The organism is Carboxylicivirga litoralis (assembly GCF_025499605.1).
GTDB classification, from domain to species: domain Bacteria; phylum Bacteroidota; class Bacteroidia; order Bacteroidales; family Marinilabiliaceae; genus Carboxylicivirga; species Carboxylicivirga litoralis.
This window is the reverse complement of the sequence record NZ_JAFMVC010000024.1, coordinates 1-18,624: the sequence shown is the minus strand read 5'-3', so window position 1 is coordinate 18,624 and position 18,624 is coordinate 1. Positions and strand designations below refer to the sequence as shown.

Here is an 18,624-nt window from a genome sequence, read left to right as displayed (position 1 = left end):
TTTTGGGTAGAGTATTATTAAAAGTGTTAGACGTTTAATAAATTATCCGGGGAATGAAATAATTAATACTTTTTAGTCTTTTTTATTAAACCAAATGAACTATTGTGTGTTTACACTTGAGTAAAAATGACCTTAATAGGGTTATTAAAATGAATAAACTGAATTGAAAATGGAAAAAGAAGTGCCAGTGGCTAATAAGATTAAAACTGATTTACATGAGATATTAGATATTCGTCATTTAACGGATAGTACCTTTATCATTCAAATTGAAAAGAAAGATATGGAGTTTGAAGCCGGGCAGCATGTTTGTGTTGGACCTCCAAATGGTATTCACACCCGCGAATATTCTATTTACAGCGCCGAAAACGATGATTACATTGAGATTCTGGTGAAAGAAGTGGAGAACGGTTTGGTTTCACCAAGTTTGAAGAAATTGCAAAAAGGAGGTTTTGTCATCGTAGAAGAGCCGGTTGGTTATTTTACTATTAATAAGGATCTGCCTGAAAATCAGGAATACGTTTTTATTGCCAGTGGAACAGGTATTTCGCCATTTCATAGTTTTGTATTGAGTAAGCCCGGGCTTAACTATACGCTATTGCATGGTGTGAAATATGCTGAAGAGGCTTATGAATCAGAAATATATGATGCCAGTCGATATGTATTATGCACTTCTCAAGAGAATAAAGGGGATTATAACGGTCGCGTAACAGACTATTTAAAAAAGAATCCGTTTGGAAAGGATGTACATTACTACTTGTGTGGCAATTGCAATATGATTCATGATGTATATGATATATTGGAAGAGCAAGGCGTTGGTACAGATAATATTCATGCTGAGGTGTATTTTTAATCAGTAGTGAATAGTGATTAACCACTAACCACTAACCATTAATCATTAACCATTAATAATTAATCATTTACAATTAATAAGTGAAATACCATTTAGTAACATTGGGATGTCAGATGAACCAGTCTGATAGTGAACGTGTCAAAAGAGTTTTGGAAGGGATGGGTTTCCAATGGGTTGATGACGAGAATGAAGCCAATATCATTGGAATTTTAGCTTGTTCGGTTCGTCAAAAGGCAATTGATAAAGTCTATTCTAAAATTGCAGCCTGGAACAAGCGTAAAGCTTCTGAAAACTTAATTACGTTTATTAGCGGATGCATTTTGCCAGCTGATAAAGCGAAGTTTTTAAAGCTATTTGATATCGTGTTTGCCATGCGCGAGTTGCCACAGCTACCGCAAATGCTTTCTCAATATGGCATTACAACACCTGCTGGATTAGAACGCAATAACCTGAACCCAAAGGAGGAGATGAGTTTCTTTTGGCAGGTGAAACCAAAATACAATAGTTCGTTTGAAGCCTTTATACCCATCCAGAATGGCTGCGATAAATTCTGTTCGTTTTGTGCTGTGCCCTATACACGCGGTCGTGAAGTGAGCCGGCCATCATCTGAGATCATCAATGAGGTTCGAAATCTGATTGAAAAAGATTATAAGTGCATCACTTTATTGGGGCAGAATGTTAATTCCTATGGTTTAGATAAAAAAGGTAATGAACTGACATTTGCCCAATTACTTGAAGAAATTGGTAAGCTGGGGCAGAGCTCGAACAAACAATTCTGGGTGTATTTTACATCGCCACACCCGCGCGATATGGGACGCGATGTGATTGAAGTGATTGCTAAATACGATTGCCTGGCTAAGCAAATTCATTTGCCCATTCAATCGGGCGACGATAAGGTGCTGATTAAGATGAATCGTAAGCATTCGGTAAAGAAGTACAGGGAAACGGTTACGGCTATTCACGAATTAATTCCTCAAGCAACCTTATTTACTGACATTATTGTTGGTTTCTCTGGTGAAACGGAAGATCAGTTTCAAAATACGCGTAAAGCCTTGAAAGAGTTTCAATACAACATGGCCTATATCGCGATGTATTCTAAAAGGCCTGGTGCAGCATCGTATAGCTGGCCCGATGATGTGGATTTAAAAATTAAAAAGGAACGTCTGGCTTTATTGTCTGAGGACTTAGCTGAAGTGTCAGGAGCGTATAATCAACGGATGCTTGGTAAAGTTTATCCGGTTTTGGTAAGAGATACAGATAGAAAAAGTGGCTTTTTAAGTAGCCAAACAGAAGGTAAGATTACCGTTCGTTTTGCATCAGAAGATAAATCACTCATTGGTCAAATAGTGAATGTTAAAATTACCAGTGCGAGTAATTTCTCTGTAGAAGGTGAGTTGGTTGAAGTGTCAGAGTTGGTGGGCTGAGATTAAAAAAAGCGTATTGTATTGATATTAGCAGGTAATGTGCTTTAAGATTTCGTTCATCCTTTCGGCCTCATTAAAAAAGGAATAGATATAGAAGCTGTTACTTAGTGAGACCGAGAAGCTGAGAACTTGTTCGAAGATCGCGCGGCCGAACTTAGTAACAGTAAATAAATCAATTACTTTTTTAATGTAGCCTAGACTTTTTTGTTTCGTTTTTGTGTCATGACAAAAATGAAAAGCCTGTCCGGCTTGAGGACAATTATTACAAAATTGTAAGTTTTGTTTCTTCATTGGTAGAAATAAAGAAGTGAAAAATAGTATTATACATGAATCGTAAAGTAGGTTTTAAAACTTTAGGTTGTCGCCTGAATCAATTTGAAACAGATGCTCTGGCTTCTAAGTTTGTGGGCTTAGGTTACGATGTGGTGGAAGGGAGTCAGGGCACAGATGTTTTTATTGTTAACACGTGCACGGTGACCAATCAGAGCGATCAAAAATCACGCTATGTGGTTAATAATGCCTTAAATCATGGTCATTCGGGTATGTTGATTATTACCGGTTGCATGGCCAATCACCATAAAGAAAAATTGGAACAGCGTTACCCTAATGCTTATGTGGTTGGTAACGAACAAAAGAGTGCAATTCCGCAATTGGTAGAAGCGCATTTTAACAAGGAGATAGTTCCATCGAACCAAAATAGCGGTGGTGTATTTAGTTATGCACCGGCTGCTGAAACGTTTCATACCCGCAGTATGATTAAGATACAGGATGGATGTGATAATTATTGCACCTTCTGTATTATTCCAAAAGTAAGAGGAAGAGCAGTAAGCCGGCCTGTGAATGAGATATTGGACAATATCCGCCAAGTAGTAGGCTTTGGCTATAAGGAAGTGGTGATTACAGGCGTTAATATCAGTCGATATAATCACAATGGCGTTAGCTTTTCGGGTTTGTTAAAACAAATTGTAGATATTGACTTAGATTTTAGGATTCGCATTTCTTCCATTGAACCCGATAGCTTCGATGAACAGTTCTTCGAATTGTTAAAGCATCCGAAAATAACGCCTCACCTTCATTTGTGCCTGCAAAGTGGTTCAGAATCGGTGTTGCTGAAAATGCGCCGCATGTATACCTATAAACTATATAAGCGTGTGGTTGCGCGTTTGCGTGAAATGGACCCTTTATTTAATGTTACGACTGATATTATTGTTGGTTTTCCTGAGGAGTCAGAAACAGATTTTCAACAATCGCTGGATGCTATTAAGGAATTACAGTTTGGCCATGTCCACACCTTCAAATACTCCAAACGCGAAGATACAAGAGCCGCCCGAATGACCAATGTGGTACCCGGAAAAGAAAAAACACGAAGAAGTGAGTTGCTCCGTAAAGAAGCCTTTGATGCCAAACTAAACTACCGCCAGCAGTTTGTTGGAAAGCAGCAACAGGTTTTAATTGATACGATTAAAGAGAACTATTCAAAAGGCTATGGAGAATATTATATCCCGGTTAAGGTAATGCAGGGGCTTGAGAAGAATCATTTATACACTGTTCGTATAAATGGGATAGAAATAGAAGGTGATGAACCATGTTTGATAGGGGAGTTGCTATAATTCTAAAAACAGATATTTCGATTTAAGTAAGGTGGGTTTTAACCCACCTTTTTTTGTACCTGTATATTTGGTTAATCTTCAATAGATGTAAAAAAGATAACACTTGTTAAGGCTTGTTTTTAAGGGAAATGCAACAATAGTTCAATACTGAAACGACAGTGCTATTTAAGTGTTAAAAGTTCTATCCTTTTCAACATTGGTTTAATTCTTCCTTTGGATGCTCCCATAGTTTTGTTGTCGTGAAACGAGCCTATTAGTATTGGACTCAAAGGAGATTTCAAAAAGCTTGTTCCATTGAGTAATCTACAAAATTAAATCAGATTGAAATTGACAATTAGTAACAGAGATAAACCATCGAGTATAAAGCATGAAGCACGCCGCTATTTTTTAATACGCAGCGTGCTGATTGTCCTTCTAATATTGATGCTAACCCTGTTGCTGCTACTCACATTTATTTAATCACATACATTAACAATTCCAAAATTAAACTCTTTATGAAAAGAAGATTTAACTGGTTTCAGAGAGGACTAATGGGAGCTATCATGTTACTGTTATCAGTAGGAATAGCATTTGCCCAGGACGTTTCAATTAGCGGTACCGTTAAAGGTGCTGAGGACGGCATGCCTATACCTGGTGTTTCTGTCGTACAAAAAGGTACCACTAACGGTACGATTACCGATATTGACGGTAACTACTCTATTACTGCGCCAACAGGTGCGATTATTACGTATTCTTTCGTTGGTATGAAAGCGCAAGAGCACACTGTTGGAACACAAACAACAATTAATGTAACATTACAATCAGAGTCGATTGAAATGGAAGGTGTTGTTGTAACAGCTTTAGGTATTAAACGAGAAGAGAAATCACTTGGTTATGGCGTATCTAAAGTAGATAGTGAAGAAATACAAGCTGCTGCAGGTAGCGATGTATTGAGTTCTATGCAGGGTAAAGTTGCCGGTTTAGACTTAGGGTCGTCTCAAGGAGGTTTAGGTTCTTCAAATCGCGTAGTACTTCGTGGAAACAGTTCTATTTCGGGTAATAACCAACCATTATATGTAGTGGATGGTGTTCCGGTAAACAACTCAACAGTTGAAGAATCAGCTGGTGTTTGGGATAGAAAAGACTTCGGTTCAGGTTCGATGGACATTAACCCTGATGATATTGAAAGTGTAACAGTATTGAAAGGACCAAATGCTGCGGCTTTATATGGTTCTCGTGCGCAGAATGGAGCCATCATTATCACTACTAAATCGGGTAAAAAAGGACAAGGGCTTGGTGTTGAAATTTCAAGTTCTAATATGTTTGATGTGGTGACAGAGCAGTATTTGCCTAAAGTTCAGAATAAATACGGACAAGGTAGTTATGTCAATAACGTACCAACCTACTCTACAACGGTTACTGACGATAGTTGGGGACCAGCTATGGAAGGCCAAAGTCTGCCATCGTGGAGTGGTTTCCAGGACAACCTGTCATATTCTCCACAACCTGATAATATCAAAGATTTTTTTGAAACCGGATTTAAAACAACTAATACAATTGCCTTGACCAAAGGTGGTGAAAATGGTTCATCTCGTTTCTCTTATACCAATTTGTATGGTAATGGTATCGTTCCGGGTAATGAGCAAAAGCGTCACAACTTCAATATCAGAACGCAGTATGATTTAGCTGAGTGGTTACGTGTAGATGCCAAGGCTAACTATATCAATCAGGAGATTGAAGGTGGTACTTGGTTAGGAGAAGGTAGTAGTAATGCCGTTTATGGCTTGTTCACCTTACCACGTAATACTAACTTAAATGAGCTTAAGAATTACAATTTTAATAATACGCCAAACGATCCGTTTATCGGAACGCAAATGAACCCATATTGGACGACTTTGCACGATAACATGATTAATAAGAAAGATCGATTAATCGGGTTCGTTAAGTTAGACTTTGATATCACTGAAAACCTTTCTGGTTTTGTTAGAGCAGGTACTGATTATACCAATAACTCAATTGAAGAGCGTTATAATTTAGGTCATAAGCAAAATAGCACTGGGCAATGGATTATGAATCAGTACAAGCGTCGTGAGTCGAACTTTGATGCTTTATTAAGCTATAACAAGCGATTTGGTGAGTTGGATTTTGGTGTGAACGTTGGTGGTAACATTATGAAGAACCAAAGTGAGGTTACCTATAACCGTGGTGATGATGTTATCTCAAATGGTTTCTGGAATATCCAAAACTACCTGAATAAGAATGCAAGTTACAATATCTACGAAAAGCAGGTTAACTCGGCTTATGCAACTTTAAACTTAGGCTACAAAAACTTCTTATACCTAGACGCCTCTTTCCGTAACGATTGGAGTTCAACACTTCCAAAAGAAAATCGCTCGTATTTCTATCCGGCTGTTTCAACAAGTATCCTGCTTAATGAAGTGTTGGAGATGGGCAATGTAAACTTGTTAAAAGTACGCGTAGGTTATGCTGAAGTAGGTAACGATTCAGACCCATATCGCCTGGCAACAACGTTTGGTGTTAACCCATTATTAGACCATAATGGCATTCCTTTGATGGACGTTGATGGCACACCTGGTGTACCAGATTTGAAGCCTGAGAGAACTGGTTCGATGGAATTTGGTGTTGATTTCAGAGCATTCAACAATCGTGTATTTGCTGATTTTAATTACTATACTCAGTCAACTAAAAACCAGCTTTTCACAACAAAAGTATCTTCAGCAACAGGGTATGTTAACAAATACCTGAATGGTGGCGATGTAGTGAACAGTGGTTTCGAAGTGTCATTAGGTGGTATTCCTGTTCAAACAGGTTCTTTCGAGTGGGAAACAACATTGACATTAGCTAAGAATACGACTGAAGTTAAAGAATTAGCTGAAGGATTGGATACACAGGTGTTGGCCGATTTAGGCAATATTGTTGGTGGTGTACAAATTGTAGCTAACAAAGGTAAAAACGGTTATGGTGTTATCATGGGTATGCCAGCTAAAGTTGATGGTGAATATCAGCTTGGTAACAACGGTTTCTTACCAGGAAGTGAGCGTGTGGAGCTAGGTAATTTTACGCCTGATGCGACTTTTGGATGGTTGAACACATTCTCATACAAGCGTTTTAACTTCAGGGCTTTAATTGATGGTAAAATTGGTGGCGATGTGATGAATGCTACTAAAGGCGCTTTAACGGCTAAAGGTATTACCGAGAATACATTAGACTACCGTGAAAATGGTGTTGAAGTATCTGGGGTTGACGCCGATGGAAACCCAACTACTGTGTTGATGAATGCACAAGCTTACTGGGGAGGTTTAGCTAACTATGGTGAGCCTTGGGTTGTAGACGCTACCAACGTTCGTTTGCGCGAATTAAGTTTGGGCTACAATTTTAAGTTAGACCCTGATTTCTTTATCAAGAACCTAAGTGTCAACTTCAATGCCTATAACTTATTCTTTATCTATCGCGATGAAGATGCAAAAGACATTGATCCGAATCAAACATGGGGTACAGGTAATGCACAAGGTTATAACTTATACAATGTACCTTCTACAACGTCTTATGGTTTTACTGTAAATGTTAAGTTTTAATCAAAAGTAAATTTAAACAGATGAAGATATTTAATAAATATATTTTAGTTGGTTTGGTTGCTTTGACAAGTTTCAGTTGTACTGATGACTTTGATGAAATGAACACAAACCCAAACTCACCTTCTGCAGATAACCCTGCGACGGAAGCTGTGTTGGCAAGCTCAATGCGTAAAGCATTTCATGAAGACCGTTACGAATTTTGGCGTGGTGTAGTTTTACACGCTGAACGTTTTGCCGGTCATGTTGATGGCGGTTTCACAGGTTGCTGGTGGGCCCCAGGTAACTCATACGATTATCACGAAGGCTGGACGGCTGCAGCCTGGGATTCGTATAACTCATCATCATTCGTTAATGGTTATGGAGGTGCTTTGTTTGCCAATACCAATGTGCTATTGAACTACTACGAGGAAAATCCGGAAGCATCATATGCTAAAGAGTTCACAGGTATTTGTCATGTATTGCGTTCGTTCCAGTTTTTGAAAATTACAGACTTGTTTGGTGATACACCATACTCTGAGCATGGTAATATTGATATTCCAACGCCAAAGTTTGATGCTCAAAAAGCTATCTACGATGACATTGAAGCTAAACTGAAAATGGTGGTAGAAGAAAACCTTGCCGATGATGTAACGATTGGAACTATGTCGAAATATGACTTGGTTTACAAAGGAAATATCAGCAAGTGGAGAAAATTTGCGAATTCATTGCGTTTACGTATGGCTCTTCGTCGTTCAAATGTTGATAGTGAAGGAGCTAAAGCAATTCTAGCAAATATTGTAAAGTATCCTCTTTTGGAAGGAAATGATGATAATGTGATGGTTGAACGTACCAAGTCATCTACCGACCTTCATAACCAGTATTATGGATTCTTTAAGACATGGCCTGGTGCAATGCCACATGGTTCATATTCATGGGATGCATTTAATATGGAGTGGGGTCCAGGTCCTGGCGCTTTTATTCCAGCGCGAGAAATTGTTGAAGTAATGAAAGGTAGCCCATTATTTGCGTCAGAAGTAAAAGACGGTGGTTCTGCTACTGAAGATATCAATGCTGTATCGGGTATTTACGACCCACGAATGGAGAAATATTTTATGCGCCCTAAAGGCGATGTGGCTGCTGAGCATAAAGGTCGTCCAGCACGGGCAGAATATTTCCTAAAGGAAGGTGTCATTACAAATATCCAAAACGATGATGTAGAAGGTGATGTTCACAATTACTCTTGGATGCACCCATCAATTTGGTACGATGGTGGTACATGGAATCCAGTTAGCTTAGATTATGCTGAAGTATGTTTAGCATTGGCTGAAGCAGTTAACCGAGGTCTGGTAACATATGGTCAGTCTGACGCCAACTTATTAAAAGCAGGTCTTGAAGCAAGTTGTGAACGTTGGGGTGCTGATGCTGGTAGTTTCGCAGATGATGTTGTAGCTAAGTTTAACGATGCTGATGCTGAAGGTAAAGAAGCTATTATTGCCACTGAGCGTTGGGTGTCGGCTTATACCGTTCCTCATCAGGCTTATTCTGTATTACGCCGAACAGGTCATCCAGAGTTTGTATATCTTGATAAGGACAGAACAATCACTGGTACATGGGTTAATCCTGATGGAAGCACAGAAACTCGAACCATTGAGAAATATGCTCAGGGTAGCACCAAATTTAAGTTGCCACAACGCATGCGTGTACCAGAAAGTGAAGTAGCAATTAATGACAATGTGCCAGAAGAAAATAAAGATATGATGAACAAAGTGTGGTGGGCCAACTACTAATATTCACTTTATAAATTAGTCTCTAAAACCAAACTATTATATAAGTGCGATTAATTGAAAGAGCTCTGCTTCGGCAGGGCTCTTTTTTTTGTATGACGGGTATGGTAATAAGCTATCAGAGTGAAAGTCTCTGTATGAGCAGGGTTAATAGGAGTATCTGCGATTAGCCAAGGTCATTTGAACTTAATTCTATCACCATCGACCATATTCGATGTAAAATGAAATTAAAATAAGAAATGTTTGTAAATAGTTGATAAATAGAATTGTATAGCATTAGTTGATAACATTTGTTACATCATTATTATACATTGTTACTACTGTCGTTATCATTTTTGGACATACTATTATCATTAATGTACAACTATCAATGCAAGCTCATGTAGATTTGTTTCGATATAATCCTCGAATTATTATTTAAATCTAAGTTTTATGAATGTAAAAAATGTGCGTAGTGCATTTTCGGTTGAATTTATACCTAAGGGTTTTAGGTTATTGGCCGTTATTGCTGTATTGCTACTGACTACAGTAGCCAACGCCCAAGAGCAAAGAACACTGACAGGTGTTGTTGTATCGGCTGTGGATAATGCACCTATTCCGGGAACAAATGTTGTAGTAAAAGGAACTACCACAGGTGGCATTACTGATATTGATGGTCACTTCTCCATTTCGGTTAAGGAAGGCGACGTTATTGTATTTTCTTTTATTGGTTTTAAACCTCAGGAAGTGCTAATTAGCAACCAAACAAACTTAAACATTGCTATGCTTGAAGATGTTTCTGAGTTTGATGAAGTTGTAGTGGTTGGGTATGGTGTCCAGCAGAAGAAATTAGTGACTGGTGCAACTGTACAAGTAAAAGGTGACGACATTGCCAAGCAAAGTACAACCAGTGCCTTAGAAGGCCTTCAGGGACAAACAGCTGGTGTGCAAATAACCTCTACATCGGGGCAGCCAGGCGAAGGTATGAACGTAAAAATCCGTGGTGTAGGTACCATTGGTAATTCAGGTCCTCTTTACATTGTTGATGGTGTTCAAACAGGTGACATCTCTTACCTTAACAATGCAGATATTGAAAGTATCGATATTTTAAAAGATGCGGCTTCCGCAGCTATTTACGGTTCACAAGCCGCTAACGGTGTAGTTCTTATTACGACTAAAACAGGTAAGTCTGGTAAGATGAATGTGAATTTTGATGCCTATTATGGAATTCAAAACCCATCCCGCCAGATTAGTATGTTGAATAGTAAAGAGTATGCTGTTATTATGAATGAAGCAGCTATCAACTCAGGTAAGAATGCACATTTTACTCAAGCTGAAATTGATGCAATGGGTAAAGGAACCGATTGGATTGATGAAATGATTTATCCCAATGCCGTTACTCAAAACTACTCAGTAGGCTTAAATGGTGGTAACGATGTTTCTATATACTCGATGTCGATGTCATATACCGGACAAGAAGGAGTAATGGGTGGTCCTGATGTGTCAGACTATAACCGTTATGTGTTCCGCGTTAATACCGAGCATAAGCTGTTTAATGATATTGTTAAAGTGGGACAACACCTGACATTTAGTTATGTAGATAAAAATGGTATTTCGGTAGGTAATCAATATAACAACTCGTTAAGAGGTGCTTTTAATACTAGTCCGTTCTTACCAATGTATGATGATAATGGAAACTTTCTCAACAACACTGCCGGGGCAGGCGTCATGTACCAGGGACAAGAATGGACTCCTTGGGCTGACGGGGAAAGTAACCCATATGCCGAAATGGTTTTAAACAACCAGAATGTTAATAATAACCAGAAGTTATTTGGTGATGTATATGTTGAGATTGCTCCGGCAAAAGGTTTGAAAATACGGTCGCGACTGGGAGTTGATTTTTACACCAGTGAAGGACGTTCTTATTCGCCGGCTTATGAGTTATCTATTTACTCGCAGCGTTTGTTTGATTCTGCCAGCCAGAGTATGAGTAAAGGTTTAGCCCTTACGTGGGATAACTATGCTACTTATGATTTTAGTGTAGAAGACCATGCATTTACGGCAATGGCAGGTATGTCGGCTTATGAGAATAAAGGCTCATGGGTGAGTGTAAGTAATTCAGACCTTACCATATCAGATTTAGACCATGCGTATATTGATAACACAACAAATACTGACCTAACGCGTCTTTCATACGGTGGTGCACCGTTCGATGAGTCAATGTTGTTATCTTACTTTGGTCGTTTCAGCTATAACTACAAAGAGCGTTATATGTTGAATGCCACTTTCCGTGCTGATGGTTCATCACGTTTTGCAGAAGGTAACCGCTGGGGTTATTTTCCTTCAGTGTCTGCCGGTTGGGTTGTGACCAACGAAAATTTTGCGGCAGGTCAGGACTGGATGGACTTCTTTAAATTACGTGCTAGCTGGGGACAGGTTGGTAATCAGAATATATCAGCATGGCAGTACTTAGCACCAATCAGCATTGGCGATGCCAATTATTATTTTGGCTCAGCTGATTTTGATGCATCAGGTAACTCTGTGGGAGCCTATCCAAGTCGTTTGGGTAATCCTGACATTGTTTGGGAAACTTCCGAGCAATTAAACATTGGTTTTGATGCTCGCTTTCTGGATGCTCGTTTAGGTGTTAACTTCGATTGGTACGATAAGCAAACTAAAGACTGGTTACTAGAAAAGCCCGGTTATGCAACTGACGGAGCTGATGCACCTTATTTTAATGGAGGTACGGTGAAGAATTCAGGAGTTGAACTGGCATTGAACTGGAACGATAACATTGGGCAGTTCAAATACTTCATCAGCGCCAATATTGCCAAAAACAAAAATGAAGTAACCGAAGTACCTACCGAGGATGGTATTGTTCATGGTAAAACCAATGAGCTGTACGACAATGCTGGTGAGTTTTACCGAAGAGCAGAAACGGGAATGCCTGTCGGTTATTTCTGGGGATGGTCAACTGATGGTGTTTTCCAGAATGAAGCAGAGATTGCCAATTATAAGAGCTCAGATGGTACAGTGATTCAGCCTAATGCTCAACCGGGCGATCTAATTTATGTCGACCGTAATGATGATGGCGTCATTGATGACAGTGACAAAGGAATGGTGGGAGACCCTAACCCGGACTATACTTATGGATTTAACTTAGGTTTTAGCTACAAAGGATTTGATTTTTCTGTGTTAGCCAATGGCGTTGCTGGTAATCAAATTGTTCAATCATACCGTAATCATGCCAATGGTGTTGCCAACTACACAACAGCGATTCTTGACCGCTGGCATGGTGAAGGAACATCTAATACCATGCCACGTGTAACCGAAACGAATGTTAACTGGCAGTTCTCTGATATATATGTACAGGATGGTGACTTCTTGAGAATTAGCAATGTTACATTGGGGTACGACTTCTCAAAAATCATTAACAATGGTTTGTTCAAGCAGGTTCGTTTATATGCTACCGCACAGAACTTATTCACTTTCACCAAATATGATGGAATGGATCCAGAAGTGGGATATGGGCTTGAAGGAGGTTCATCGGGCGTTGATGTAGGTTTCTACCCTCGTCCTCGAACTTATTTACTTGGTGTAAATGTTAAATTTTAATTGAAGGAGAAATGAAGAAATTATCATTATATATAGTTGCTTTAGCTGCCCTAATGGTTTCGTCCTGCTCAGATAGCTTTCTGGATAGCGAACCCATTACAGAAATAACAGAGGGTAACTTCTATAAAACTAAAGCAGACGCAGAAAAAGCCATCATTGGTTGTTACGATGGTGTTCAGGCCATGTATGCCTCAGGTGTGGCATTCCCTGTTTTATCTGAGGTTGTTTCGGATAATACTTTTGGAGCTACCGGAAACAACGATGCTTATAACTACCAGGTACTCGATGAGTTTGACATTAACCGTTCGCCGGGCGAAGTGGATATTTTAAACGATAACTGGGTAGCCTATTACAAAGCCATCTATCGCATGAATATGCTGCTATCTAAAATGGAACAGATTGATTGGGAAGAAGATGAAGCTTATAAAACAAATATAGAAGCACAGGCTCGCTTTTTAAGAGCTTATTGTTACTTTGATATGGTGCGCCTTTGGGAACGAGTGCCCTTATTAACAGAGCCTATGAGTGGTAATATACCGCAGGCAACCGCTGACGAAATATATAAAGTAATTGCCGAGGATTTGAAGTTTGCTGCTGAAAATGGTTCTGATTTAGTAGAAGCAGGACGCGTTAATCAATTTGCCGCTAAAGCGTTATTAGGGCGTGTATTCTTGTTTTATACAGGCTATTACAATAAGGCAGATCTTGTGGGGGTAGCCGATAAAGCATATGTATTAGATGGTTTAGAGGATGTGATTGGTGTTTCAGATTATGGTTTGGTAGATGAATATAAGAACTTATGGCCTGCCGCATCTTCTCAGATAAATACAGCAGGAGATGGTCTCGAAACAACTTATGCTGGTAAAGATAATATGGAAACCATCTTTGCCATCAAGCATAACATTACTTCCGACTGGAATGGAAATACGGATGGAAACCACTGGTTAGTAATGTTAGGTTTGCGTGCTTCTGAATACAATGTACCATATGGAAAAGGATGGGGTGCTTGTACGGTTCCAGCTGAGTTCTATGCCGCTTTCGAAGATGGTGATGCCCGAAAAGAAGCATCCGTTATCTCCATTGTTGGTGAAGGTTTGGCTTTCGATAATGGTGACCAGCGCGAATACACTGGTTATACAAATAAGAAATATACACCAATCGCCAGCCCGTATAAAGATGAGGAAACGGGTGAAATTAAAGTGGGTGACATTACGGACATTAATGGTGGTGCAAGCTTTATGATTGCTCAGTTTCAAGATTACGTTGTACTTCGTTATGCCGATGTGCTTTTAATGGCCGCTGAGTTAGGAAGTGCCAATGCACAAACATATTTTGACGATGTTCGCGGGCGCTCAGGATTAGACTCAAAAGCTGTTACAGCTGCTAATATTCTTGAAGAACGACGATATGAATTTGCTTTCGAAGGCGTTCGTTACTGGGATTTATTGCGTCAGGGAGTGGATGTGGCGGCTTCAGCCATCAGTACATCAACCAAGGTGTTGAATGGAGGTGTTGAAACCGATAAAGTTATTCAATCTGCTAAAATTACAGAGACCAAAGGACTGATGCAGATTCCACAACAGCAAATTACGCGTTCGGCTGGAGTATTGACTCAAAATGCCGGTTGGTAATCATTTAATTATAGGAAATTATGAAGAAAAATATATTTCAAATAATGATAGCTGTCATGGCGCTTACCCTTGGGTTTGTGGCCTGTCAGCCCGATGAATTTGAGCTGGGTACGTCCATCTCAAAAGACGCACTAAAATATAGTATCACACAAGATACAGAAGACCCGAATATGGTGTTGCTCGAAAGTATGACGGCTGGAGCACAACCACATTGGATAACGCCATTGGGGCGCTCTACTCGTGTTAAGGATACAGTTAAATTAGCGTTTCCTGGTATTTATGATTTTGCTTATGGCGTAATGAGTGAAGGTGGCTATGTGCAGGATGATACCTTGCAGGTGGAAATTACTACCACCAACTTTGATTATATCAACGATCCTCTTTGGGAGCTGTTATCAGGCGGTGTAGGGAATAGTAAAACCTGGTACCTTGATCTCGATGCTGATGGAGTAAGCCGTTATTTTGCCGGCCCATTATATTTCTATGGAACAGACAATGGTTGGTTAGGCGATTGTTATGGAGAGGATTGCTGGAACTGGAATCCTGACTACCCGGGGAATAGCTGGTTGATGGATGCCGGTAATTATGGTTCAATGACTTTTGATTTACAAGGTAATGCGAATGTGCATGTTGAACATTTAATGTTAGGGCGTGAAGAAGTGGGTACTTACTTCTTAGATGCCGATGCGAAAACTTTAACAATGAATGATGCAACTCCATTACATGACTCAGGTCGTGATGGGCATGTTGTTAACTGGGGAGACCTAAAGATTTTTACTTTAACCGAGGATTATATGCAGTTGGCTGCTTTACGTGATGAAGCATTGTCAGGAGAAGGACCATGTTTGTTGGTTTATAATTTTGTATCCAAGGATTACTTTGATAACTGGGTTCCAGAGGAAACAGAAGACCCGGAACCAATTTTGCCTGATGGCTGGAAAGATGATGTGTCGGCTACTACAAGCACTTCAATCAAATGGGTATTATCACCTGAAACGCCATTTAACTGGGCTAATTTAGATGGTTCTTTAATGAATACGGATTGGGTATCGGCTGATACTTATGCCGATTGGACTGGAATGAATGCAGATGTGCCAGCCACTTATGCTGATTTCTCGTTAACAATGAATTCAGCTGATAACACGGTTGCCATGGTCTTACCTGATGGAACTGAGAGTTCAGGTACATACGAGTTAGACGAGAAAGGTATTTACACCTTCACAGGTGTGAAGCCTGAGTTTGTTATATGTGGAGGATGGGTGACATTGAGTACAACAGCTGAAAATCAATGGCGAATTCTATCCATTGAAAAAGATGCTTTAGGTGGAGTTTCGGCTATGTGGGTTGGAGCCCTTGCTGCTGACAAGCCTGAGTACATGTGTTATAAGCTGGTTCCTCAAGTGGGAGGCGGCACCAATGCCCTGGAAGCCATTAAAGAACTATTGACGGCTAAAACATGGAAGTTAGATTCGGACCGCACACATGATGTGGCAACAGGCTATGGCGCAGAGCAAGGACCAGTTATGTTCTCTGATTTTGCTACCTGGGCATGGAATCCACTACCTGGCGAGCACTATGCATCTGGTGAAGCTGATGTTGATTATGGTGATATGAAATTTGAAATGGATGGAACGGTAACCGTTAATCAGCGCAAGCGTGTTTATACTTATGTTGATGCTGATTCCGGTGAAACATTAGAGCGTCATGGCTCACCTGAGGAGACAGATGTGTTAGCTTCTGAGGAAGTAGTGACATTAAATGGTTCATGGAGCATTGATTTGGATAATAACAAGTTATTAATGACTGTAGGAGCTGTTCACCCTTGGACTTGTGATTATTATGTACTAAACTGGGGTGATATCGATATTAACAAAATGGAAGATGGCGTGCTACTACTGCAAGTAATGCGCGATGCAGAGCGCTCTGGTGAAGATGCATTTGCCATGACTTATGTGTATGTGCCTGCTGAATAAATGAATAACACTATAACCGGAGGTGACCTGCCTCCGGTTAAACTTACCTTAACCAATTTAGAAGAAAGCAAAAAGGAAAGAGATGAAAATGAATTTTTTACTACTGATCGCACTATTGCCTTTATTATTCTCAAACTGTGGCGAATCCAGTGGAGGAGATACTCCAGTAGAACCTATACTGGAGCTGGCGGCAGAACCTTTAAGTTATGATGTAAAAGCTGATGGTGATGAGCTAACACTTTCTATAACGTCCAATACTATTTGGAAAATCAGCTATGATAACAGCTTATTTTTCCGTCCATCCATTACTACAGCCAAAGGCGATGCTACAATTAAGATTACGGTCGATGCTAATGAGACGGCTGAACAAAGAAACGGCAGTATATCACTTGTTGATAAAGATGAAACTTTGGACGCTTTTGAAGTAAGCATCACACAAGAAGCAGGAGACATCATTGTTGACCCAGAAATACCTGATTACATTGAAGCTGATATGTCTGGAGTAGAAAGCAATGCTGCTGAGTTGGCGGCTAAAATGATTGTAGGTTGGAACCTGGGTAATTCAATGGAAGTGCCGGGTGGCGAAACCGGCTGGAGTAATCCGGTGGTTACAAAAACATTAATAAATGGTGTAAAAGCTGCTGGTTTTAATGCTATCCGTATTCCTTGTGCCTGGGATAGTCATCTTGAAAACCAAACCGATTATACTATAAAACCTGCCTGGTTGGAGCGTGTTAAAGAAGTGGTTGATTATTGTGTTGACAACCAAATGTACACCATCATTAACATCCATTGGGATGGTGGCTGGCTCGAAGAACATCCAATGTATGAGCATCAGGAAGCAGTTAACCAAAAACAGGCTGCCTTATGGAAACAAATCGCCAAATATTTCCGCGATTATGATGAGTACCTGATTTTTGCAGGTACCAACGAAGTGCGCGAAAACTACAATAATCCTAGTTCTGAAAATATTGAAGTGCAGGAGTCATACGTTCAAACCTTTGTTGATGCAGTGAGAGCTACAGGTGGTAAAAATGCCTATCGTAACCTGATTGTTCAAACCTACAACACCAACATCGACCATGGTGTTAATTATCACACAATGCCTACTGATGAGGTGGAAAACAGACTCATTGTGGAGGCCCACTACTACGACCCCTATGAGTTTACCATTAAAACGGATGATGGCTTTAATACACAATGGGGTGAAGGCTACACCGATGTAACAAGCTGGGGACAGGAAGATTACCTTGAAGCACAATTTGAGAAGCTAAAAACGAAATATATCGATAATAATATTCCGGTAATCATTGGCGAGTATTCGGCGATGCTACGCGGCGATATGACAGATGAGCTACAAGCAAAGCATGAAGAGTCGCGCAATTACTATCACCAGAAAGTAAACGAAATCGCTAAGTCGAAGGAAATCATTACCTTTTACTGGGATAACGGCTATACCCATAAAAATGCCTCTGGCTTATTTAACCGTTCAACGGGAGAGCAAGTGCATAGCGAAGCAATTGAAGCTATCATTAACGTGTATAAATAAAATTAGATATAATGAACAGATTAAGAAGTGGAATAAAAAGTTTTGGAGCCTTGTTGGTTGTTGGACTAGTGTTGTTTTCTTGTTCACAAACAGGCTATGTGCGCTCAGCTGATGGTATTATTATTCATCCTTCAGATGTTGCAGCTGATGGAGCAAAAACTATTAAGTTACAGGTTGTGTCTGATGAAATCGTGCGCGTCACAGCTACACCAAAGGCGGCTATTGATGACCGGGAGAGCTTGATAATTGTGAAAGAATTTGACAATAAGGTAAAGTACGATGTTGTAGAACAAGATGATGAATTACACCTAAAAACAGCTAAACTGTTGGTAAAAGCATCGTTAAAAACCGGAGAAGTCGCATTCTATGATTTGGAAGGCAATCCTTTGCTTAAAGAGGAACAGGGAAGCCACAAGAAATTCACTCCTATCGAAGTGGATGGTTACGATGGTTATACTTTTGAACAAGTATTTGAATCGCCTGAAGATGAGGCTTTCTATGGTTTAGGTCAGCATCAGAGTGATGAGTGGAACTACAAGGGTAAAAATGAAGAGTTGTATCAGTATAACACAAAGGTATCAGTGCCTTTCGTTGTGTCTAACAAAAACTACGGAATCCTTTGGGATAACTATTCCTACAGTCGCTTTGGAAATTC

9 protein-coding genes and 1 pseudogene are annotated in these 18,624 nt (G+C 39.8%); all 10 read left to right on the top strand.

The window, feature by feature from the left end; translation table 11 throughout:
- The first annotated feature begins 169 nt into the window (after positions 1 to 169).
- Positions 170 to 850, top strand: a complete 681-nt coding sequence (locus J1N10_RS17155) for an FAD-binding oxidoreductase (protein WP_262327962.1) — start codon at positions 170 to 172, stop codon at positions 848 to 850.
- An 80-nt stretch (positions 851 to 930) separates the two neighbouring features.
- Positions 931 to 2,274, top strand: coding sequence for a tRNA (N6-isopentenyl adenosine(37)-C2)-methylthiotransferase MiaB (gene miaB, locus J1N10_RS17150; protein ID WP_262327961.1), 1,344 nt, complete (start codon positions 931 to 933; stop codon positions 2,272 to 2,274).
- A 326-nt stretch (positions 2,275 to 2,600) separates the two neighbouring features.
- Positions 2,601 to 3,884 carry a tRNA (N(6)-L-threonylcarbamoyladenosine(37)-C(2))-methylthiotransferase MtaB gene (mtaB, locus tag J1N10_RS17145; protein WP_262327960.1) on the top strand — a complete coding sequence of 428 codons (1,284 nt, stop codon included), beginning with the start codon at positions 2,601 to 2,603 and terminating at the stop codon, positions 3,882 to 3,884.
- A 494-nt stretch (positions 3,885 to 4,378) separates the two neighbouring features.
- Positions 4,379 to 7,459 carry a SusC/RagA family TonB-linked outer membrane protein gene (locus J1N10_RS17140; RefSeq protein ID WP_262327959.1) on the top strand — a complete coding sequence of 1,027 codons (3,081 nt, stop codon included), beginning with the start codon at positions 4,379 to 4,381 and terminating at the stop codon, positions 7,457 to 7,459.
- Between the two features lie 20 nt (positions 7,460 to 7,479).
- Positions 7,480 to 9,225, top strand: a complete 1,746-nt coding sequence (locus tag J1N10_RS17135; protein WP_262327958.1) for a SusD/RagB family nutrient-binding outer membrane lipoprotein — start codon at positions 7,480 to 7,482, stop codon at positions 9,223 to 9,225.
- A gap of 429 nt (positions 9,226 to 9,654) precedes the next feature.
- A complete protein-coding gene (locus J1N10_RS17130) occupies positions 9,655 to 12,816 on the top strand; it encodes a SusC/RagA family TonB-linked outer membrane protein (RefSeq protein WP_262327957.1) in 3,162 nt (1,053 codons plus the stop codon).
- An 11-nt stretch (positions 12,817 to 12,827) separates the two neighbouring features.
- The gene (locus J1N10_RS17125; protein ID WP_262327956.1) at positions 12,828 to 14,447 is read left to right on the top strand and encodes a RagB/SusD family nutrient uptake outer membrane protein; all 1,620 of its coding nucleotides are present in this window, start codon (positions 12,828 to 12,830) and stop codon (positions 14,445 to 14,447) included.
- Between the two features lie 20 nt (positions 14,448 to 14,467).
- A complete protein-coding gene (locus tag J1N10_RS17120; RefSeq protein WP_262327955.1) occupies positions 14,468 to 16,420 on the top strand; it encodes a hypothetical protein in 1,953 nt (650 codons plus the stop codon).
- A gap of 82 nt (positions 16,421 to 16,502) precedes the next feature.
- Positions 16,503 to 17,969: a cellulase family glycosylhydrolase gene (locus J1N10_RS17115; RefSeq protein ID WP_262327954.1), complete on the top strand. Its 1,467-nt coding sequence runs from the start codon at positions 16,503 to 16,505 to the stop codon at positions 17,967 to 17,969.
- 11 nt (positions 17,970 to 17,980) lie between these two features.
- A pseudogene (locus J1N10_RS17110) lies at positions 17,981 to 18,624 on the top strand (alpha-glucosidase domain-containing protein); the annotation flags it as partial.

What these genes read in the sequence shown, in the direction of transcription:
- J1N10_RS17120 (WP_262327955.1), top strand. Translation starts at nt 14,468, where the DNA reads ATGAAGAAAAATATATTTCAAATAATGATAGCTGTCATGGCGCTTACC.
- J1N10_RS17125 (WP_262327956.1), top strand. Translation starts at nt 12,828, where the DNA reads ATGAAGAAATTATCATTATATATAGTTGCTTTAGCTGCCCTAATGGTT.
- J1N10_RS17135 (WP_262327958.1), top strand. Translation starts at nt 7,480, where the DNA reads ATGAAGATATTTAATAAATATATTTTAGTTGGTTTGGTTGCTTTGACA.
- mtaB (WP_262327960.1), top strand. Translation starts at nt 2,601, where the DNA reads ATGAATCGTAAAGTAGGTTTTAAAACTTTAGGTTGTCGCCTGAATCAA.
- J1N10_RS17155 (WP_262327962.1), top strand. Translation starts at nt 170, where the DNA reads ATGGAAAAAGAAGTGCCAGTGGCTAATAAGATTAAAACTGATTTACAT.
- J1N10_RS17115 (WP_262327954.1), top strand. Translation starts at nt 16,503, where the DNA reads ATGAAAATGAATTTTTTACTACTGATCGCACTATTGCCTTTATTATTC.
- J1N10_RS17130 (WP_262327957.1), top strand. Translation starts at nt 9,655, where the DNA reads ATGAATGTAAAAAATGTGCGTAGTGCATTTTCGGTTGAATTTATACCT.
- J1N10_RS17140 (WP_262327959.1), top strand. Translation starts at nt 4,379, where the DNA reads ATGAAAAGAAGATTTAACTGGTTTCAGAGAGGACTAATGGGAGCTATC.